The following is a 21,701-nucleotide window of genomic DNA, read 5'->3' on the forward strand; positions in this document are numbered from 1 at the left end:
ATTATAAAATATTACAAATCTTTAAAAAGTTTTTAACCATAACCATACCATCTTCTCCCGATACTTCCGGATGTGATTGGAATCCATAAATGGGCTTTGATTTATGGCGGATAATCTCATTTGAGCAGGTGTCGGAAATGGCCAGACTATCAAAGGAAGAAGGGAGTTCTGAAACATGAAAAGAATGCCTTTTTACTAAAGATACTTCAGATTTCTTTAATCCTTCAAAAATAGGGTCTTCCTGGTTTGTTATGGTAATGATTTCTTTTTTACTGTGATACTCAGGAAGCTTTTTAATTCTGCCCCTGTAACTTACCGCAATGATTTCGTGTCCGAGACAGAAACCTAGAACCGGTACGTCAAAATTCATCAGCGCGACAAAATTTGAGGTTAAATTTAATGGCTCATATGGATTGCCTTTCCCTCCGGATAAAATGATTCCTTTAATCTGTGTTTTTGCAGATAAAGTAATTGGTTGGTTGTGATCAAAAAATACATAATCAAAATCTTGCTCTGAAAGAAACTGACGTTTGAATTTCTTTATGAAAGCACTTTGGTTGTCAATGATTAATAGCATCTTATAGAATTATGATAAAAACTTGTTGAATCAAAATGTAATTGAATAATGTTAAACTATTCTTAAATCAAAAATAAAGTAAAAAAACATACCAATTGGAGAAATTATAGGTAAAAACACGAATAATTATGTTTTTTTATTGTGTTTAAAAATTGATGGGATACAACTATTGTATACAGCCTATATATTACTTTTATATGACGTAATAATGCCTTTATAAAAGAAAACCTTAGCTTTGTCAGCCTAAAAAATTAATTGCCATGAAGTCTGTAATTGAAACGGAAAACTATAAGTTTGTACAAAACAGGAAGTGTGAATTCTTTCCATGCCACAAAATAAAAAATGAAGATGATTTTAATTGCTTGTTTTGCTTTTGCCCTTTGTATATGCTAAAAGACAAATGTGGAGGTAACTTTAAATATACCAATGGCAAAAAGGATTGTAGCGATTGTAAAATCCCTCATTCTAAAGGTGCTTATGAACATGTTATGAGTAAGATGGATCTTGTGATGGAGATAGGTAGTAAAAGGGATTAATTTATAGCGTAAATTTTTAAGAATTATTATAATGATAGATTTTAAGGTTGATAAAGGCAAATGTACGCATTGTGGTAAATGTAGTTCTGATTGTCCGGTATTGATTATAGATAGCAAAACTGAATTTCCTGAGATTAAAGAAGGAAAAGAGCAAAACTGTTTAAAATGCCAACACTGTCTGGCTGTTTGTCCTGAAGGTGCCATTTCAATTTGGGGTAAGCAACCTGGCGATAGTATTCCTGTTGGTTCACCTATTCCCAAGTCTGAAGAGTTGGAAAACCTGATGCAGATGCGTCGTTCCACCCGAAAGTTTACCAAGAAAGAAATTGATAAAGAATTAATTCATCATCTTGTTGCTAAAGCTTCATATGCACCTACCGGTAAAAATGAAAATGCAGTTCAGTTTACTGTGGTTGATAACAAGGACGATATGGCCAAGCTCAGGAACTTGGCCTACGATACGCTTAAACAAGTTTTTGAAGAAGGGCGGTTTCCCGAAAAATATTTATTCTTAAATAATTTCAGAGAAGTATGGGAAAAGAAGCAGATTGACGTAATATTTAGAAATGCTCCACATTTTATACTTGTTTCAGCCCCTCATAGCGGAACAGAGCCTCATATTGATTGCTCCATAGCATTAACATATTTTGATTTATTGGCCAGTGCTAATGGAATAGGGACTTTATGGGATGGCTTTGCTAAATATGTTTTTGAAGATGTAGCACCCGAATTAAAGAAGGTTATAAATATACCTGATGATCATGAAATAGTAGCTTCCATGATATTTGGAAAGTCTGCCATTAAATATTCACGGTCTATTCAAAATAATGAGCCGGCAATAAAACGGATTAGCTTATAAAAGCTAAGGTAAAAAGAAAACGTATTAAGCCCATATTCCTTACTTTCAGTATTCTATTACTTCTTATAGAAAAGGTTATTGAAAGTAAGGAATAGGTTTAGTATTAACAGTTTGGGCATAAAAAAAAGAGCATTTATTAAAACCTTTTATCAATAATTTCGTATAAACATTTAAAATAGAATAAAGTATGGAGTTAGTGCTTGTAATCTCCTGATAGCACGGATGTTTCTCCAATTTTAATATATGCTGAACTCCGGGTTATACAGGTTATATCATTTGATTATATTTTAACCGGTAAATACTTAGAGTTATGAAAGCTCGTAAAACCAACCACGCAGATTTAGAACACAAACGTTCATTATTCTTCGAACTGGGCCTGTTGTTTACCATGGCTGTTGTGTTATTCTCAATGGAATTGAATTTTAAAGAAAAAGGGGCCGAATTATCAATTGTTGAATTTGAGGAGGTTGCAGAAGAAGAAATGATTCCTATTACACGTCAGGAACATTTAATTCCTCCACCACCAGCCCCTCCGGCAAAGGTTTATGATGTAATTAATATTGTGGAAAATGATATTGAATTAGATGAAGAGTTGCTCATATTAGATAGTGAAACCGACCAGGATGAAATTATTGAAACTACAGAGGTGGTTGATTTTGAAATGGAAGAGGAAGTTTCGGAGATGCCTGTCTTTATGGTGGTGGAAGAAATGCCAATATTCAGGCCTGATATCTGTAAAACAACCCAGGAAGGTAATGTGGAATTGATGAAGTACATTTCTGCAGCAATCAGGTATCCTGTTATTGCTGCAGAGAATGGGGTACAGGGAAGGGTCTATTTATCTTTTGTAGTTTCTCCCAAAGGAACTGTTTCTAATATTATCGTTACACGGGGAGTCCACCCGGAATTAGACAAGGAGGCTGTTAGGGTGGTGGAATCACTGCCTCTGTTCTCACCTGGAAAACAGAGAGGAAAACCCGTGCGGGTTCAATACTCCATACCAATTAATTTTGTACTGAATTAATATCTTATGGATTGTTAAACAATAGAAGAAAAGCAGGCTATTGATTAGCCTGGTGTTTAATGTTAATCGGTTGTGTGTTTAATAATCCCCTTCTTTTTCCAGGCTCCTGTCAGGTAATAAATAAGTGAACCTATCATCCCGGCACTCCAACCTGCAGGGATGGCCCACCATATTCCATTTACTCCAAAGTGGTTTGAGAATAATATAGCCAGGGGGATACGGATCACCCATAAACTCATCAGTGAAATAAACATGGGAATTAATGTGGCTCCGGCCCCTCTTAAAACGCCATGGATTATAAACATAGTTGAAAACACCATATAAAAGGAACTTACAATAATCAAATAGTTCTTTCCATGGTTTATAACCACTTCACTAGATGAAAACAATGACATCAGGTTCCCCGCAAAGAAATAAGCCATTACCATCACTAAAAATGAAATTGACCAAGCCATATAGAGGGAGGCTCTCAGACCTTTCTTTATCCTTTCAATTTTATTGGCTCCCAGGTTTTGTCCCACAAAGGCTGATAACGCCGAGGCCAGGTTAAGGGCAGGGAGGGCTGCTAAAGAATCTATTCTGCCGGCAGCAGTAAAGGCTGCTAATACATTAGAATCAAAATTGTTTACAATGCGAATTAAGGCCATTATGCCTAAGGCAACAAATGTTTGTTGAAAGGCTGTAGGTAAACCTATATTGATGTTTTGCCTGAATATTTTTGTGTCGAAAACCCATTTTCGGAGGTTAAATGATATGATATGTTGCTGCTTCTGTAAATAATATATGGCTCTTGCAAAAGCAATAAACTGTGAAATAACAGTGGCAAAGGCAACAGATTTAATGCCCCATTTAAATACTACAACAAATAAAATATCAAGGGTAATATTGGTTATAGTGGCAAATATTAAAAAACGAAGAGGGGTTTTGGAATCTCCCAATCCCCGTAAAATGGAGGTGGTTCCATTAAATCCAAAAAATGCTACCATACCAGTCATATAAGTAGTAAAATAGTCAACCGACTGGGGTAATACATCTTCACTAACGTTGAGCAAACGGAAAATTTCTTCGGCAAAAGTAATGCCTACAAACATGGTAACAACGCTGGCAAACATTAAAAATATATAGATGGTGGTTATAGCTCTTTTTACTTCGGTTAATTTTTTCGCGCCAAAATACTGTGAAATTACTATGGTGGCCCCGCTTCCAATACCAATTACAAAAGCAATTAATGTGTAAAAAATAGGGAAGGAGGCTCCTACAGCTGCCAGGGCCTGATCTCCTAAAAAACGACCTACAATAGCACTGTCTATTACATTATACAACTGCTGAAACAGGTTTCCAAGCACCATGGGCATAGCAAAATTAAAAATCAATTTTGCTTCATTTCCTGTAGTAAGGTCTTTCATTAATGGGAGTGTAAATGTTTATAAACTATAATTGTTTTTAATGTTAATAGTTCATTGATGATGTAAGGCACAAAGCAACACAATATATCATGAATAATCAAAAAACGCCCCTACAAAATGTAGAGGCGTTCATATATTTTAGGATATAAATATTATCTCAACAAATAAAGTTGTTAAGTATTTTAATCTTATCCAGATGTTTACATTAAAAATTTTAAAATAAACAGAACAGCAAGGAAATAACTTACAATAGAGATTTCTTTGTGTCTTCCTGATAATAATTTTAAAATTACAAAAGCCAGCATACCAAATACAATACCTTCTGCAATACTGTATGCTAAAGGCATCATAATAACAGTTAAAAATACTGGAATGGATTCAGTATAATCTTCAAGGTTTACTTTCAATATAGGAGAAAGCATAAATGAACCTACAATAATTAATGCCGGAGCTGTTGCTGCATCCGGAACCATTAAAAACAATGGAGAAAGAAACAGCGCAATTAAAAACATACCAGCAACCGTTAATGAAGTAAGGCCGGTTCTACCACCTTCTGCAACTCCTGAGGCACTTTCTACATAAGTAGTAACAGTCGAAGTTCCTAATGCAGCTCCCACAGTTGTACCAATGGCATCAGCAAATAAAGCTTGTTTCACTCTTGGTAATTTTCCGTCCTTATCCAACATGTTTGCTTTGGAAGATACTCCAATTAAAGTACCAACTGTATCAAACATATCTACAAATAAAAATGTAAATAATACTACTAACATTTTCATTGAAAATATTTCGTGGAAATCGAATTGGAATGCAATAGAACTAACGCTTGGTGGGGTAGATATTAATGAGGTATCAGGAAGTTTGGTAACGCCCATTGGAATACCTAAAACAGTAGCTGCGAATATTCCTATTAATAATGCACCTTTTACTTTTAAAGCAAGTAAAACTCCAATGATAACCAATCCAAATACCATTACTAAAACAGTTGGTTCTTTCATGCTTCCTAAACCAACCAATACAGCGTCGTTATTTACGATTAAACCGGCATGTTGCATTCCAATAAAAGCAATAAATAAACCAATACCTGCAGAAATAGCATGTTTCATGTTGGTAGGTATAGAGTTTACAATAAGCTCCCGGATATTAAACACGGTTAATACAAGGAAGATAATACCTTCAAGAAAAACCGCAGTTAAAGCAAATTGCCAGCTACAATCCATTCCAATACAAACAGAAAATGCAAAAAAAGCATTTAATCCCATTCCTGGCGCCAATGCAAAAGGAAGCTTAGCCCATAAGGCCATAACTAGTGTTCCTACAATTGCAGAGATTGCGGTTGCAGAAAAAACAGCATTGATATCCATTCCCGTTTTTGAAAGAATATCAGGGTTTACAGCCAAAATATAGGCCATTGTCATAAATGTGGTAATACCAGCAATTACTTCTGTTTTTACCGTTGTTTTATTTTCTTTTAGTTTAAAGAATTTTTCTAACATAATCAACTATTTTAGAATGTCCACTTAACAGCTAAAGTTGGATTTACAACAAATTTGTCGTCTGCAAAATTGCTACTTAACTCAACCTCTCCTCCAAAAGAAAAATGTTCCATCGCATTCCACCAAATCTGGGGTTCTGTTAAAAATCTATAATCTGTTCCCCAGAACATTTCTTCTTTCCAAAAATCAGCAAATCCTGTAAATGATAATTTTCTTTCGAAGAAATGCAAACCCCAGACTGCTGTCAATTGAAAAGAAGCATCTTCTTTATCTTTAATATATTTATAATTTGCTTGCAGAGATAATACTTTTGAAAAATCTGCATTGTTAAAAGTATATTGAGCTCCAACTAACCATGCATTTTCGATTTGAAATAATGTAGATCCACCACTGTTGAATTCTATACGAGGCTCAAACTTTTGGTTTTCATTCCATTTAAAGCTTCTTGCAATTTCCCAGTAAGATAAAGATACTCCGTTATCTACGCCGCTAATATCACTTCCATAGTCTAAATCAATAAAAAAGAATGTGCTACCCATTTTGTCGGGCTTAAACATTTCCATTGTGGTTGTAAACATTTTTCTGTCTTCCCCAAAATCGTAGTGCAGCTGTACATTTTGTGCTGATGCTAGCCTTCCTAGCATAATTAGCATTGTAAATACTAATACTTTTTTCATTTTGATAATTGTTTAATTGAGTAATTAAGTGCCCAAAATTAAAGAAAAATTAGTTTTAGCAAAACATTAGGCGCTGGTTTCCGATTGTTTTAGCTAAACTCCAAATTTGGGAATGGAAATTGTAGGGCAGAGGGAGTTTTTTAATGTTTGTCCGAAACATTTTTTTCTATCTTTGCCGATGATGAATACGAGAATATTATATATACTTATTTACTTACTATTAAGCGGAGGAGTCTTTGCACAGCAAGGAAGGCCTGAAAGAAGAGGTTCAATGCCCGGAGCAGGGGAGCATGAGCATATGCACCAAGCAGGTACACTTGTTGATTTGCACGACAGGATTTGGTCGTGGAAAATGGTTGATGATTATACTTTTGTTGATACTGTAATTGTAGATACCATTACTTCCGGTTTTCATAACTATGATCCCGTATTTAAAGAAAGCTATTCAAATATTTATTTAGGGAACAAGGGTAGTGCTTATAAATCCAACTTGTTGAGCCATGGGTCTGATTTTAATGAGTTTATCTTTTTGAATTCGTTGGAAAAGCATTTTGTTCAACCCCGGGATATACAATATTTTAATACCAAGGTTCCTTATACTAACCTTACGTATATAAACGCAGGTCCGGGCAGACGTTCTGAAGAAAATTTTACAGGTTTTTTTACGCAAAACATAAACAAGGACTGGAATCTCGGTATCAGATATAACCTGGTATCAAGTGTTGGTTTATACGAAGCTCAACAGGTGGATAACAGAAATTTTAATCTGTATTCCAGCTATCACAGCAATAAATACTCAATGCATGCAGTATTTACCTTTAACAGGGCCCAACATTATGAAAATGGCGGTTTGGAAGATGATGACCATACCATTATAACCGACGATGATACATATGATGACTATACTCGGGCTGAAGATATACCTGTTAAATATATGTCGGCCATAAATAAAATTGAAAACTATCAAATGTTCTACAACCACTCGTTGGGCATAGGTAAAATAAAACTAAACAGGCCGGTTACCGATAGTATAGAAAGTGAAAGCCAGTTTGAAGAAGATTATGAACTTCCGGTAAGTACTGTATTTCATAGTTTACATGCAGGGATGTACAAAAGGGTTTACAAAATAGATGGGTTGGATAAGTATTTTGATGATAACAATCAGTTGCCTTTGTACGATACGGTATATGTGGATGATCTGGAAACAAGGGATTCTACAAGATATTCATTCGTTAAAAACACTTTTCAAATTAAATTTAATGAAGAAGCAAATTCCTTATTGAAATTTGGATTAAGGGCTTTTATTAGTAATGAGGTTAAGTTTTATAAATACGAATCGGAACAAGATTCTATATTTAACAAGGATAAAACCAGCTATACATTAAAATATAATAGTAACGACACAACCCTTGTTACTACCTATATTGGAGGACAGGTATTTAAAAATTTAGGAGATAATTTTTGGTGGAATGCAGGTGGAAAGCTTTATATTCAGGGATATAGGCTGGGAGATTTGGAATTGCAGGGGAATATAAATTCACTATATAAAATATTTAAGGATACTGCCGGGATATATGCAAGAGGTAAACTGTTGCTGAGGAGTGCCGAATTTTTAGAAGAGAATTATTATTCAAATCATTTTAAATGGAGCGAAAACTTTAAACAGGAAAAAATTGTAAATCTGGAAGCCGGGATTAAAATACCAACCAGAAACTTTAAATTATCCTGGGAATCAAAGGTGTTTACTGATTATATTTATTGGAATAATAAGGCTTTGCCAGAGCAGTCGGATGATGTAGTTAGTGCATTTCAAATATCCTTAAATAAGGATTTTGAGTTAGGCGCATTCCATAGTGACAATAGGTTGGCGTATCAGTATACTTCTGATGAAAAGGTGTACCCCTTACCTGAATTTGCCGGATACAGCTCTAATTATTTTAATTTTTATCTGGCAAAGAGGGTGTTGCAAGTGCAGGTTGGGGTTGATGTAAGATATCATACCGCATATTATGCACCCGCCTATATGCCGGCTACAGGACAATTTTATAACAAAAATGAAGTTAAAGTAGGAGACTATCCATTTTTAGATGCCTTCTTAAATTTTCACTTAAAAAGAGCCAGGATTTTTGTAAAGCTTGATCATTTTAATCAAAGTTTTATGGATCGGAACTATTTTCTTACACAAGGCTATCCCAATGCTCCAATGCGCATAAAATGGGGTGTTTCATGGAACTTTTACGACTAAAATCAAGTATAAGATTATTGTGGTTCGTCAATTACTTTTGTGCAGAACTATAATTGATTATATATTTGTGGGCTAAAAGTTAAATACTTACTTATGAGAGTTGTAGCAGGAGTTATTACACTTTTACTAATGTTATTGGTTTCATGTGATGAACCATCAGGTAAAAAAGTGGTCAATAACATAGAAGAAGAAGTAGCATTTGATTTGGATGAAATCCATAAACGAGGTCGGCTGATTGTTGTTACAGATTATAATTCTACCAATTATTTTATTTATAAAGGTACTCCCATGGGGTACCAGCTTGAATTGCTGAATGAGTTCTGCAACAACCTTGGGGTGAAGCTTGAAGTGATTGTTAGTAACGATGTAGAAAAGAACATTAACGATTTGCGTAGTGGCAAAATTGACCTGATAGCACAAAACCTTGCAGTTACCAGGGAACGAGGCAGGAAAATACAGTTTACAGAGCCTCATACCTATTCACGCCAGGTCCTGGTTCAGAGGATCGAAGATAAAGATCAGGAGAAAGCCAGAACCGGATTCAATGATTTGATTAGGAATCAACTGGATTTAGCAGGTAAAACCATTTATGTACAAAAAGGATCATCATATGTTACCCGTCTGAACAATTTATCAGATGAAATAGGGGATAGCATAAATGTAGTAGAGATACCTGATTATGAAGCAGAACAATTAATAGGTTTGGTTGCTGAGGGAGAAATATCATACACTATTTGTGATGAGATTTTAGCTCGTGTAAACAAAAACTATTACGAAAATATCGATATTGAAACCCCCATTAGTTTTCCCCAAAAAATGGCTTGGGGAGTGCGGAAATCATCTAAAGATTTACTTCAGGTTATCAATAACTGGCTGATCAGGTTTACCAAATCAGCCAAGTATAATATCATTTATAAAAAATACTTTCTCAACCGTCGTTCTACCCATATTGTAGATGCCGGGTATAATTCATTAAAGGGGGGACTGGTTTCTGAATTCGACGATATTATTAAAAAAGAAAGTGAAAATATTGACTGGGACTGGAAGTTGATAGCTGCCCTGATTTATCAGGAATCCAGGTTCCTTCCCGAAATTAAAAGTTGGGCGGGGGCACAGGGCTTAATGCAGTTGATGCCTGCGACGGCCCAAAAGTTTGGTGTAAATAACATTACTTCGCCACAGGAAAATATTAGGGGAGGCATCAAATTTATAAAGTGGCTTGATAAAAGAATGGCTTTAAGGGTGGACAACCCCGAGGAAAGGCTGAAGTTTGTTTTGGCTTCATATAATGTGGGTTTAGGCCATGTACTGGATGCCATGAGACTGGCAGAGAAAAATGGCAAAGATCCCAAGGTATGGGAGGGTAATGTAGATTATTATCTTTTAAATAAATCTCAGCCTAAATATTTTAATGATCCGGTTGTTGAATTCGGTTATTGCAGGGGGAAAGAGCCTTATTTATATGTTAATGAGATTCTTGAACGTTATGAGCATTATAAAAATCTGATGGAGTAATATTATAGCCCGAATTGGCAATAACTTCTTTAAATTCGCTTATAATCATTGCTGTGGCCCCCCATATTTTATTGTTTTCAATATTAAAATATGGTGCAATTATGTGATGTCCGTTTTTTTCTTTTTCAAAAACAGAAACTGTTTCTGGCTGTAAAAGATCATATAAATCAGCTTCAATAACTGCTTGTACCTCAAATGGGTCGGGAGTAAATGTTGGTGTTTGCGATAAGTAGCCAATAAAAGGGTGAACCACAAAGTTGCTGTTGGGAATGTAAATTTCACTTAACCTCCCCAAAAGGTTCATCCGGGAAATATCAATTCCTATTTCTTCATAAGTTTCGCGTAAGGCAGTATACGAAATATCTGGATCGTTTGGTTCTGCTTTGCCTCCGGGAAGGCTTACCTGACCGCTATGTGCACCATCATATTCAGGTCGTAAAATAAAAGGTATGTGTAAAGAACCGTTTTTAGGATATATAAGGATTAGAACGGCACTGGCCTTGGCTATTTCTTTATCAGGCATTACAGATCCTGTAAACCTTGTATTGGGAGCCATTATTTTATGGGCCTTTTCTCCAGGCAATTCACTTTTTAGCTGCTCCTTTAATATTTCAATAAACTTTGTCATCATATCGATCCCTTTGCATGTTTTAATTTAGTAAATCTTTACTAAAGTTGGATTTCAAAACAAAGATAAATTCCTTAAAAAGCAAAAAAAATGCTGGACGTTTCCAGCATTTTTCTCATTGTCTTGTCTTTAATTTAAACCTTTTGTATAAATACGCATAAGGTAAAACCAAAAGTGTGCCAAAAAATGTAATTATATAAACTTAATATTTTAAATAGCACTATATGTTTGTATTATAGATATATACGTATGGAAATATTTTACGCTGTATTTTATTAGCTTAATTTGAGGTAATTGGCATATTGTTCATTTTCGTACATTCCATGTTCGTAGCTGTACAATATTATCCGAAGCTATATAAGGTATATTTAGCAGATGAATGATCAATCAAACCTGATTGCTTCAACCGGAGTGATTCTTGTAATTAAATATGAAGGACCTATCATCATTAAATAGGAGATAATAATGGTTGCTATATTTAAATAAACAATAGGTAAGGGTTGAATAAAAACAGGAACTGAATCAAGATAGTAGTTATCAGGATCTAGATGGATAATTCCGAATTGATGCTGAAGGATACAAATAGCAATGCCTATAATATTGCCCCATATCATGCCTTTGGCAATAATGAAGGTGGCCAGGTATATAAAAACCTTTCTGATATTCCAATTCTGTTTGCCCAGAGCTTTTAATATACCAATCATAGAGGTTCGTTCCAATATAATTATCAGCAACCCGGATATCATATTAAACCCGGCCACCAAAATAATCAGTATAAGAATTACAGTAACATTCATGTCCAGCATATCAAGCCACCCCATAATTTGGGGTTGTTGTTGGTTTATTGTGGTTGAGCGTAATAACCCGCCATCCGGAGATATTCTGGAAGCTGCCAACAGGTCAATTTGTTGAGATAAAGGAGCAATCAAGTCAAAGCCATCCAGAGTAATTTCATATCCTGTTATTTGATTTTCGTTCCAGTTGTTTAGCTTAATAATGTGCCGGATATCTGCAAACACATAAAGCTTGTCAAACTCAGGTAGATGTGAATCATATATGGCAGAGATCCGGAAGTTTCGGGGCCTTATCTTTTCCTGAAAAAAATAAGTGGGTACCCGGTCGCCAACTTTCAATTTTAGTAGTTTTGCCAGGGTTGAAGATATGATGATATCATTTGAGGTTGTAGACTGGTAAATATCGGGCCTTTCTCCCTCAATAATAATAGAATTAAAAAAGTTCCAATCAAAGTCGGTGCCCATTCCTTTTATTATGATTCCCTGGATATTTTCAGTTGTTTTTATAAGGCCCGGTTTTGTTGCAAACTCCTGAACTCTGGTTACTCCCTCAATTTGTGATATTTGGTTTACAAATACCGAATCTCTTTCAATAGGGTTGGTTTCAAGAGATGTATTGTAGTCGTAGTTAATGATTTGGAAATGAGAGCTGAATCCGACTATTTTATTACGAATTTCCCTTTTAAACCCGGTTCCTATCCCTAAAGATAATATCATAACCACCATTCCGATTGTAACACCTAATGTGGCAACTTTAATTACAGGGCCGGCCAGTTTTTTACCAGTAACTTCTCCTTTTCGGATTTTATTAGCGATATAGAGGTTTAAATTCAATGTATATGATTTAAATTTTCCAGAATATTAAAACCCAAATATAGTTCAAAAGTATTTTATCACACAGAGGAACTTACAGATTGTTGTGGAATAGCTGATAGCTGATAGGACGGCTACGCCTTTAGGACGCTGCGCTTTAGCTTGTTTTTTTGCTACCAATACATCTTTTTTTTCAGGAACAGCATTTCTCAGGATCCGATCTTTATAACCATCTTGCAAATAAGATCGGATCCGTATTGAATAGCTGATAGCTAATAGGACGGCTGCGCCTTTAGGACGCTACGCTTTAGCTTAATTACTTGCAACTAAAACATCTTTTGCACAGGAATTGTATTTTCCAGATCTGGATCCGATCTTTATAAGCGCCTTTCAAATAAGATCGGATCCGTATAATATAGCTAATAGGACGGCTACGCCTTTAGGACGCTGCGCTTTAGCTTAATTGCTTGCTACCAATACATCTTTTTTCAGGAACAGCATTTCTCTGGATCCGATCTTTATAAGCACCTTGTAAATAAGATCGGATCCGTATAATATAGCTGATAGCCAATAGGACGGCTACGCCTTTAGGACGATGCGCTTTAGCTTTAATTCTTGCTACTAATACATCTTTTTTTCAGGGACAGCATTTTCCGGATCCGATCTTTATAAGCACCTTTCAAATAAGATCTGATCCGTATGACGATAGCTATTAGCCAATAGGACGGCTACGCTTTAGCTTTATTACTTGCTACTAAAACATCTTTTTTTCAGGAACATCATTTCTCTGGATCCGATCTTTATAAGCGCTTTGTGAATAAGATCGGATCCGTATTGAATAGCTGATAGCTAATAGGACGGCTACGCCTTTAGGACGCTGCGCTTTAGCTTAATTGCTTGCTACTACAACACCTTTGCTCAGGAACAGCATTTTCCGGATCTGGATCAGATCTTTATAAGCGCTTTGTAAATAAGATCGGATCCGTAGGAGAAGGCTGCTCTCCGCTCTCACCCCTCTGCTCTTTGCACTTCGCACTTCGCCCTATTGCTACTTTTATCAATATACTCTTTATTACAAATACATTTACCACACAACTTCGCAGTTCATTATTGCTTTCTTCCCGGATAAACCTCAAGTGCTTTTTCTATAACAATTAAAGCTTTCTTCAGGTCTTCTTCATTTAGCACATAGGCAATACGCACTTCATCTTTGCCTAAATATCTGCTGCTGTAAAAACCTGATCCGGGAGCCATCATTACAGTTTGGTTTTCATAGCTGAATTCTCCTAATATCCATGCACAAAAATGGTCGGAATCTTCAACGGGGAGTTTTGCCATGGTATAAAAAGCCCCTTTGGGAACCATTGATTTTACTCCTGGAATTTTATTAAGTCCCTCAACCAATACATTCCTCCTGCCCAGGTATTCATTATATACTGTCTGCGTATATTCTTCAGAGGCATCTAATGAGGCACACGCAGCAATCTGCCCCAATAAAGGCGGACTTAATCTTGCCTGGGCATACTTCATTGCAGCATCAATTACCTGTTTGTTCCGGCTTACTAAAGCCCCAACCCTGATACCACATTCACTGTACCGTTTGCTTACCGAATCAATTAAAACCACATTGTCATCAAGACCTTCAAGGTTTAATGCTGAAATATGGGTGTAATCATCATAACAGAATTCCCTGTATACTTCATCCGACAATAAGTATAGATCGTGTTTTAAAACTATTTCACGAAGCTGATTCAGTTCTTCCTCTGAATACAAATACCCGGTAGGGTTATTCGGGTTACAGATAAATATCCCTTTTGTTTTTGATGTTATAAGTTTCTCAAATTCTTCGATAGGAGGCAAGGCAAAACCCTCTTCAAATTTTGAAGTAATAGGTTTGATATTTATGCCCATGGCAGTGGCAAATCCGCTGTAATTGGCATAAAAAGGTTCCGGAATAATAATCTCATCACCAGGATTAAAACAACAGAAGAAAGCAAACATAAAAGCTTCAGAGCCTCCTGTTGTTACCATGATTTCATCCTTTTTTACGTCAATATCAAACTTTGCGTAATATTTAACAAGTTTTTCCCTGTATTCGATTAATCCGGCAGAGTGGCTGTACTCTAATATGTCCCGGTCTAAATTTTTAATCGCGTCAATGGCCACCTTTGGAGTAAGAATATCTGGTTGTCCGATATTTAAATGGTAAACATTGATTCCCCTTTCTTTTGCATCATCTGCAATAGGAACGAGTTTACGAATTGGCGAAGAAGGCATATCAATCCCTCTTTTTGAAATAGATGGCATAATATTAAGTGTTAAATTTCAAAGTGAATGCAAAAATAAGAAAAACCTGTTATTTGTCACATTTTTAGAGTTAATAATCAGGCGTTGTTTATAATTAGTGTTTATATTAGTTTTACAATAGAATTATTAATTGTATTCTTAAATTTTCATGGAACCTGATTTCAAAAGAAAACTTTATAGTATAATCGTTATAATAGTATTGGTTGTTCCTGCATTCAATGCGCAAGTTCTTACGGGTGTTGTGTCTTCAGCCAAGGGAGAAACCATTCCTTTTGCATCAATTTATATTAAGGAATTAACTACCGGAACTACAACAAATCTAGATGGGGAGTATAGCCTTTCCCTGACTCCGGGCACATATAAAGTTTCATTTCAGGCTCTTGGTTTTGCAAGGGTAATTGAAATAATTTCAATAAATGAGGCTGATGTTGTTAAAAATATTACCCTAAAACAACAGGATTACCAAATTAAAGAGGTAAGGGTGTATTCAGGCAAAGAAGATCCCGCCTATGGTATTATGCGTAAGGCAATTAGTTTGGCTCCGTATTTTTTGCGACAAGTAAAGCATTATAAGGCTAATGTGTATTTAAAAGGCGGTTTTGATATGAATAAAGTACCCCGGCTATTCCGTAAACAATTAAAGGAAGAAGGTATTGTTCAGGGAAACACCTATTTAACCGAGTCGATTAATGAAATAACATTCAATTCACCCAACCGTTTTGTACACCATCAAATTTCCAAGCGGTCAACTATCCCAAACAATAGTGAAGATGAAGTGTTGGGGTATCTTAATTACAGCTTTTACGATTCTGATAGTGACCTGGCAATTTCGCCTTTGTCGCGAAAAGCATTTTCTTTTTATAAGTACCGATACGAAGGTTTTTTTCAGCAGGGGGAGTATTATATCAACAAGATAAAAGTAACCCCTAAAAGAAAAAATCAACAACTCTTTGATGGCTATATCTACATAGTAGATCAGTTATGGAATTTACATTCGGTTGATTTGGTAAACGAACAGTTTTTTGGAAAGGTAAGGGTGCGTCAGGTGCAGGAAGAAGTAAAAGGAAAAGCCTGGTTACCGGTCAGCCACCAATTTGATGTGGATGTACAAACCTTTGGTTTTAACGTAACTGCCAATTATGGTGGATCGGTTAAATACGAAGAAGTAAACCTGGATCATGAATTGCCGGTGCCTACTTCCTTAAAAAATGCTTACGCCGAAATATTTCCGGAAGAAGAGGAGCAAGAGGTTGAAAAATCAGCTGATACAGGTGTTTTAAATAAAAACCAGCAAAAAATAGAATCGTTGCTTAAAAAGGAAGACTTGAGCAACCGGGAGATGTTGAAACTTTCGCGTTTGATGGAAAAAGAAAACCAAAGTCTGGAGCAGAAGGCGAGGGGGTTAAAACTGGAATCGCTGGATAGTACTTACAAAATTATCAGGGATACCATTGATGCCGACAGTATTGATTGGAATAAAATCAGGCCTATACCTCTTAGTAAAAAAGAAGTACAGAGTTTTGGGATTCAGGATTCGCTTACCCTGGCTTTGGCAGGAATGGATAAGGACAGTGTGGAAGTGAAAAAGGAAAAATCAAACAAGGCCAGGATTGTTGGGGGTGTTTTAGGAGGGAAGAAATATACATTGAGGGATTCATCAGGTATAATCACGCTCCGGCATTATGGATTAATCAACCTGAATTCTATTGGGTTTAATGCCGTTGACGGTTGGCAGTTGTTGCAACGCTTCAATATCAGGTATTATTTGCCCAATAAATGCGAGAGCCGCTTAAATCTGTATCCCGAATTGAAATATTCGTTAGGGCGTAACAAATTTAACTGGAAGCTTGGCTCAGTTTTTAATTATGAGCACATAAAACATACCGCCTTTTACTTAAATGCCGGTCAGTGGAGCCAGGATTTTAACACAGAAACAGGAATATCCAATTTTGCCAATACCGTGTCTTCACTTCTGTTTAAGGAGAATTACATGAGGCTCTATCAGGATAATTACTTTCAAATGGGCATAAAAACAGACCTGGCCAATGGATTGGTTTTCGATATAAATGGAAAATATCAGAACATAGACAAACTCGAAAATTCCTCAAATTATGCATTCGCCTATCCAAAGAGAAATTATTACGATAATAACGATATTGAAGGGCTGTCCAATCCTGATGCGCTAAATGGCAGAAAGAGTTTTTATATTGAATCAACCCTGAGGTATACACCAAATTATTATTACAGGGTAGATGGTGGGAAAAAGAGAATGATTTATTCTGATTATCCCACATTAACCTTAAAATATAAACAGGGGATACAAGGGGTGTTGAATTCCTCTTCGAAGTATCAGATGCTTGAATTTGGTGTGGATCAGGATTTGGAATGGAATTTTATGTATGGTTTGAACTATAATGTAAAAGCCGGATATTATTTTGACAATTCAGCCATGCATTTTTCAAACTATACGCATTTTAATACAAGCGAAATACCGGTTTCTTTAAAGGATTGGAAACAAAACTACAATCTTTTGGATGATTACCGACACAGCACAAATCGATGGTTTGTTGAAGGGCACCTATGTTATTCTACTCCATATTTACTGGTTAAAAACCTTCCTTTTTTACAAGATAAGCTATGGACTGAAAATGTTTATCTACACCATCTGACCCGGCCTGATTTCAGGAATTACAATGAAATAGGATACGGAATTTCCCAGATTTTCATGATGATGAACGTTGGCGTTTTTGCCGGATTTCATGAATTTGAATTTGAGGAAGTGGGGTTTAAGGTTAGTTTGAATTTGGATTAGTATCTACTTTAGAATATAAGTAGAAGCAAGGAATTTTAAATGCATATTCAAGCACCCTTTTCCTACTCTTCTTTTATTCACCTGTGATACAAGCTCGCAATTTCCCACAATTTTATCACAGGATTAATGCAGGTTCTTCGCACCCTTATGGCAATAAACCAGCGATGAGTCTGTGTTGCACCTGTGTTAAAGGGCGAACGTGAACCATAGATGGGCCATAGCAAACCCGAAGCTGATGCATTGAAAGTGCATGCCAATGCATAGGTTATGCGAAGAAAGTGCGAAGAAATGCGAAGAATATGTGTAGAAATGCGAAGACAGAGCGAAGAAAACACACAAAAAGTACAAAAAACACCAAAATTGGAATTCAAAATAGTCGTTTTTGGTAAAAAGTGGAATCCTAAGCCATTATGGGGGTATAAAAAAATCAAAACCAAAACACTCCGAAATTACTAACCGCTAATTGTCAATATATTACGACCTAAAAAAGTTACAGTAAAATTACTGTTATTTTTTTATAGTTCTATTCAATGTAATTTAGCACTAAACGATAAAGATAGGAAAAGCATGGGTATATCAGCTTATTCTCTTTGGATAACCAAATGACCGGTAAACTTTTTCATAAAACCAACAGTCTTTTCCCCATGAAGTAAAGAACCGCCGTATACTGTCTGTTCCAATATTTTCGGGAAGACCCGTACGTACTTTTTATGAATAAAAAGTCGTGGTGTGAGAGGCTCTCCGATAGGCTATTGGCCTATCGGCAGTCTACTCGATTAGCCCCTGTACTTCTTATTTCTAGAGTTCTATTTGAATCTTCACCTTTCCACCTAATCCTTTTTCTACAATGTCATATAGAGTCTTTAAAGTCAAGTTGCTGCTATTATTTTCTACACGAGAGATATATGTTCTTTTTTTGCCTACCCGTTCTGCAAGTTCTGTCTGCGTTAAATGTTTTTCTTCTCTTGCTTGACGCAATAAAAGTCCAATTTTAAAGGCTTCAAAATCACGTTCTAGTTCGTCTCGTCTTTCTGTTCCTTTTTTACCGTATACATTGTCTTTAATTTCTGACCAACTTTTCGTTTTCATGTTATTTGCCCTTTCTTTTTTCTTCAAAATACTCATTCATTAGCTTTTTTGCTTTTTCAATTTCTTTCTTTGGTGTTTTCTGTGTTTTCTTTTGAAATCCATTTAATAAAATCACCAATTTTCCTTTATCAAAAAAACAAAAGACTCTCCAAATATCCGAAGCTAACTTTATTCGTGCTTCGTAGAGTCCATCAGTTCCCGCAATTGCTTTAAGGTACTGTATTGGTATCCTTTCATAGGTCTCAATTATTTCAATGACTTTGAATATCTTGTCTTGAACTTTAACTGTTTGTCGTTTCAAGAAGTCCTCAAAATAGTCCTTATATGCAATTACTTCTCTTACTCTATTCATACAGCAAAGGTAACTTTAAAGTTACACAAAACCAAACATTAACTGATAGTAGAAAATTTGTTTGAATTAATATTCTATTGTACGATATGCAAATGTATAGGGGCTAACGTTGAGTGTATGGTGTCGTAAGGGTTTGCGGGCTTCAAACCTATCAAGTTACCACCCAAAACTGAAGCGGTTGACACCGCTCGAAAACCTCTGAAACCCTTATGCACTATACACATTGTGTGTGCCCTGCATGAGCAGCAGTACACCCACACCCAAAGTTCTTGAAAAAGTTTAAAAATACAACTAATCTTCAAGAAACAATGGGTTGTGGGTCACTTTTTATCCAGAGGGTGCCCTGTCTGACGTCAGGCAGGAAGTCCCGTCACGGGCGGAGGTAACGCTTCGAACCATTAGCAAGTGACGCTTTTTGCTACTGCAAAAACGTAGTGGTTACCGGTGACGGTAGCAGTGAAGCCTGCCTGTTGCACGAGCAGACAGGGCAACCGTCTTAGATACAGTATATGGTCCCGATAAAGAATAACTAGATTTTGCTTGACAAAATCCTAGTATTTCTAAATCGGGAGAAGAAACCAGAAAGAAAGAGGAAGAACCTGATTAGGCTAGGCGTCGATAATGGTATGGCTTACGCCTGGAGTAGAAGCCGAATTGAGGAACGAAATCACGAATGCAAAAAATAATCAACTTATTATGAGTAATGGGTGGATGGGCAATAGCTCAGAGTCCTATATTGGGTACTACTATCACAGTAGAACGCCTACAGAAAAGAGGGTACATTCCACTTGCCGAAATTTACAAGCAAATGCATTCTTCATTAACAACTTCTGGTAATACTTTATTTCCCATGGTGTAGGGAACCGCCGTATACTGCCTGTCCCGATATTATCGGGAAGACCCGTACGTAGTTTTTATGAATAAAAAGTCGTGGTGTGAATGGTCCGCCGTAAGGCTATTGGCCTATCGGCAGTCTACGATTGGCGGCTGGCATTTCTCATTTGGGTTAATATCTAATTTTCTCTTCTCCTTCTCCTGACCATAGTTTGCCAGAACAGCGATTATAGTATTTGCCCTTATATTTCAAGATAGATAAAATCGAATATTCAATATAATGCAAGGACAATTGTTGAGCTTCATACTTTATGGTATTGTTAATACTAGTTAGTTTTTTCCTCTTTTCCTCTTGAGAGTGAATAATTGCATTTCTAATTTGAACAAACGCTTCAATTCCATCAACTATTTCTCTATTATCGTTTACAAATGTCTGTAAAGCTTCAGGTACCGCTGTTTTGCAATTAACCTGAGATAGTAACAATCGTATTTTATTTGATGCAGATATATTCTCCCCGTCCTTGCCAATTAACAACTTCTTTTTTTCTATAACTAACCAGTTATATATTAATTCCAAAGCCACTTGAGACATAATAATCGAGCCTTCTATGTATCCAGAATTATTATTGGATTCGACATACCAATGAACTGCTGAGATTAAAAAATCCTTATCAATTGGGTCTTTCCAAAGTTGACTAAATACTTGCCAAAGTTCATTGAAGCCTCCAATTGAAAGTTTTGGACTCCATGAAACTATACTTTTATATTGGTCAACATTATAACTTGTAAAGTCCGTCCAGAGCACATCATTTTCATGAATTCCTTGCAGAAACAATGGAGCGCATCTTCTGCCGTTTAAAAATGTAAGAAAAACTGAGAAGCAATGAATTAATTCTTGTAATTCATCATGAGAAATGCTCCCATTCTTTTTTGTTAATTCACCTGCATATAAAATTGCGTAACCTCCTTTATGAGCCAACTCTTCATTTAGTTTTTTAAATGTTAGAGATTTATCAATAATTATTAAATAATCTTCATTTTCAAATACTAAACGGCTTTTACTCAATTGAACACTACCTTCTTTATTTTCTGATTTGACGGAACTACCGAGAAAATCTTTGAGGTTTGGAATTGCAAAATTTACTTTTGTAACAGAAATGGTTTTATCTCCTAAGACAGATTCAGAATGAAGCGAGCCTGAAATATTTGGATTCTGCCCAATAGAAATGTTTTGCAATAAAGCTTTACCAAAACTTAAACCACTTATAAGTAAGTCATAAGATTCATTGCTATCAAATGCATTGATTATACTGTCTGTGGAATTAATTATTACCCCTTCGAATTTAATATCCTGCTGAGGAAACCAGTCAAAATAAACTCTTCCTGTTAATGTTAAACTCCGTTCTTTTTGATTTAACGTAAAATCACCTTCATGAATAAGTATTGGTTCATTTGGGTGTTCCATTACATAACTCGTCTTAATAATATCTGGAGTATTCTTAAATATTTCGGATATTTTCTCATTCATATTATAATCAATTCTTACAGTATGTATTTTGCTTGCCGCCAACGGTTGACTAGATGAAGCGTATGGCGATTTAACCAACCAAACTTCCCAAAACTCCACTGAGCCAAATCTTTTATTTGATTTTATCTTGTTTTTTCTAAATCCAAATCAAAGATTTAGCGGTGTTTGATTGCCCTGCTTGACTTTCCAGAATTCACTAACGCCATATGTTT

At 35.9% G+C, this 21,701-nt stretch carries 16 protein-coding genes; 6 read left to right on the forward strand and 10 right to left on the reverse strand.

The window, feature by feature from the left end:
• Nucleotide 1: 1 nt before the first annotated feature.
• Complete coding sequence (locus OM074_RS14355; RefSeq protein ID WP_301200617.1) at nucleotides 2-577, reverse strand: glutamine amidotransferase-related protein; 576 nt, start codon at nucleotides 575-577, stop codon at nucleotides 2-4.
• 260 nt (nucleotides 578-837) lie between these two features.
• On the opposite strand from OM074_RS14355, the gene OM074_RS14360 reads away from it, so the two are divergent.
• From OM074_RS14360 to OM074_RS14370, 3 genes are all read left to right on the forward strand, one after another.
• Complete coding sequence (locus tag OM074_RS14360; RefSeq protein WP_301200618.1) at nucleotides 838-1,113, forward strand: cysteine-rich small domain-containing protein; 276 nt, start codon at nucleotides 838-840, stop codon at nucleotides 1,111-1,113.
• A 31-nt stretch (nucleotides 1,114-1,144) separates the two neighbouring features.
• Nucleotides 1,145-1,972 (forward strand): nitroreductase family protein, encoded by an 828-nt coding sequence (locus tag OM074_RS14365; RefSeq protein ID WP_301200620.1) that lies wholly within the window; start codon nucleotides 1,145-1,147, stop codon nucleotides 1,970-1,972.
• 310 nt (nucleotides 1,973-2,282) lie between these two features.
• On the forward strand, nucleotides 2,283-2,996 hold the full coding sequence (locus OM074_RS14370; RefSeq protein WP_301200622.1) for an energy transducer TonB: 714 nt from the start codon (nucleotides 2,283-2,285) through the stop codon (nucleotides 2,994-2,996).
• Nucleotides 2,997-3,058: 62 nt separating this feature from the next.
• Here the strand turns inward: OM074_RS14370 and OM074_RS14375 are convergent, their stop codons facing one another.
• The 3 genes from OM074_RS14375 to OM074_RS14385 form a co-directional block, all read right to left on the reverse strand.
• Nucleotides 3,059-4,402, reverse strand: coding sequence for an MATE family efflux transporter (locus OM074_RS14375; protein WP_301200624.1), 1,344 nt, complete (start codon nucleotides 4,400-4,402; stop codon nucleotides 3,059-3,061).
• A 200-nt stretch (nucleotides 4,403-4,602) separates the two neighbouring features.
• Nucleotides 4,603-5,895: an NCS2 family permease gene (locus tag OM074_RS14380; RefSeq protein WP_301200626.1), complete on the reverse strand. Its 1,293-nt coding sequence runs from the start codon at nucleotides 5,893-5,895 to the stop codon at nucleotides 4,603-4,605.
• Nucleotides 5,896-5,906: 11 nt separating this feature from the next.
• Nucleotides 5,907-6,572 carry a DUF5020 family protein gene (locus OM074_RS14385; protein WP_301200628.1) on the reverse strand — a complete coding sequence of 222 codons (666 nt, stop codon included), beginning with the start codon at nucleotides 6,570-6,572 and terminating at the stop codon, nucleotides 5,907-5,909.
• 178 nt (nucleotides 6,573-6,750) lie between these two features.
• On the opposite strand from OM074_RS14385, the gene OM074_RS14390 reads away from it, so the two are divergent.
• Complete coding sequence (locus tag OM074_RS14390; RefSeq protein ID WP_301200630.1) at nucleotides 6,751-8,817, forward strand: putative porin; 2,067 nt, start codon at nucleotides 6,751-6,753, stop codon at nucleotides 8,815-8,817.
• Nucleotides 8,818-8,910: 93 nt separating this feature from the next.
• Complete coding sequence (locus OM074_RS14395; RefSeq protein ID WP_301200632.1) at nucleotides 8,911-10,332, forward strand: MltF family protein; 1,422 nt, start codon at nucleotides 8,911-8,913, stop codon at nucleotides 10,330-10,332.
• Here OM074_RS14395 and OM074_RS14400 read toward each other — a convergent pair.
• From OM074_RS14400 to OM074_RS14410, 3 genes are all read right to left on the reverse strand, one after another.
• A complete protein-coding gene (locus OM074_RS14400; RefSeq protein WP_301200634.1) occupies nucleotides 10,283-10,963 on the reverse strand; it encodes an NUDIX hydrolase in 681 nt (226 codons plus the stop codon). The two genes, OM074_RS14395 and OM074_RS14400, sit on opposite strands and share 50 nt — an antisense overlap.
• Nucleotides 10,964-11,343: 380 nt before the next feature.
• Nucleotides 11,344-12,588 (reverse strand): ABC transporter permease, encoded by a 1,245-nt coding sequence (locus OM074_RS14405; protein WP_301200636.1) that lies wholly within the window; start codon nucleotides 12,586-12,588, stop codon nucleotides 11,344-11,346.
• A gap of 1,086 nt (nucleotides 12,589-13,674) precedes the next feature.
• Nucleotides 13,675-14,874, reverse strand: a complete 1,200-nt coding sequence (locus OM074_RS14410; protein ID WP_301200638.1) for a pyridoxal phosphate-dependent aminotransferase — start codon at nucleotides 14,872-14,874, stop codon at nucleotides 13,675-13,677.
• A 148-nt stretch (nucleotides 14,875-15,022) separates the two neighbouring features.
• On the opposite strand from OM074_RS14410, the gene OM074_RS14415 reads away from it, so the two are divergent.
• The gene (locus tag OM074_RS14415; RefSeq protein WP_301200640.1) at nucleotides 15,023-17,686 is read left to right on the forward strand and encodes a DUF5686 and carboxypeptidase regulatory-like domain-containing protein; all 2,664 of its coding nucleotides are present in this window, start codon (nucleotides 15,023-15,025) and stop codon (nucleotides 17,684-17,686) included.
• A 798-nt stretch (nucleotides 17,687-18,484) separates the two neighbouring features.
• Here OM074_RS14415 and OM074_RS14420 read toward each other — a convergent pair.
• The 3 genes from OM074_RS14420 to OM074_RS14430 form a co-directional block, all read right to left on the reverse strand.
• A complete protein-coding gene (locus OM074_RS14420) occupies nucleotides 18,485-18,811 on the reverse strand; it encodes a helix-turn-helix domain-containing protein (RefSeq protein ID WP_301200642.1) in 327 nt (108 codons plus the stop codon).
• On the reverse strand, nucleotides 18,777-19,127 hold the full coding sequence (locus tag OM074_RS14425; protein ID WP_301200644.1) for a type II toxin-antitoxin system RelE/ParE family toxin: 351 nt from the start codon (nucleotides 19,125-19,127) through the stop codon (nucleotides 18,777-18,779). The genes OM074_RS14420 and OM074_RS14425 overlap by 35 nt, the downstream gene beginning before the upstream one ends.
• Before the next feature lie 1,006 nt (nucleotides 19,128-20,133).
• Nucleotides 20,134-21,588, reverse strand: coding sequence for a YopA family protein (locus OM074_RS14430; RefSeq protein WP_301200647.1), 1,455 nt, complete (start codon nucleotides 21,586-21,588; stop codon nucleotides 20,134-20,136).
• Nucleotides 21,589-21,701: the final 113 nt, after the last annotated feature.

The sequence above is a fragment of the Plebeiibacterium marinum genome (genome assembly GCF_026013615.1).
GTDB lineage: Bacteria > Bacteroidota > Bacteroidia > Bacteroidales > Marinilabiliaceae > Saccharicrinis > Saccharicrinis marinus_A.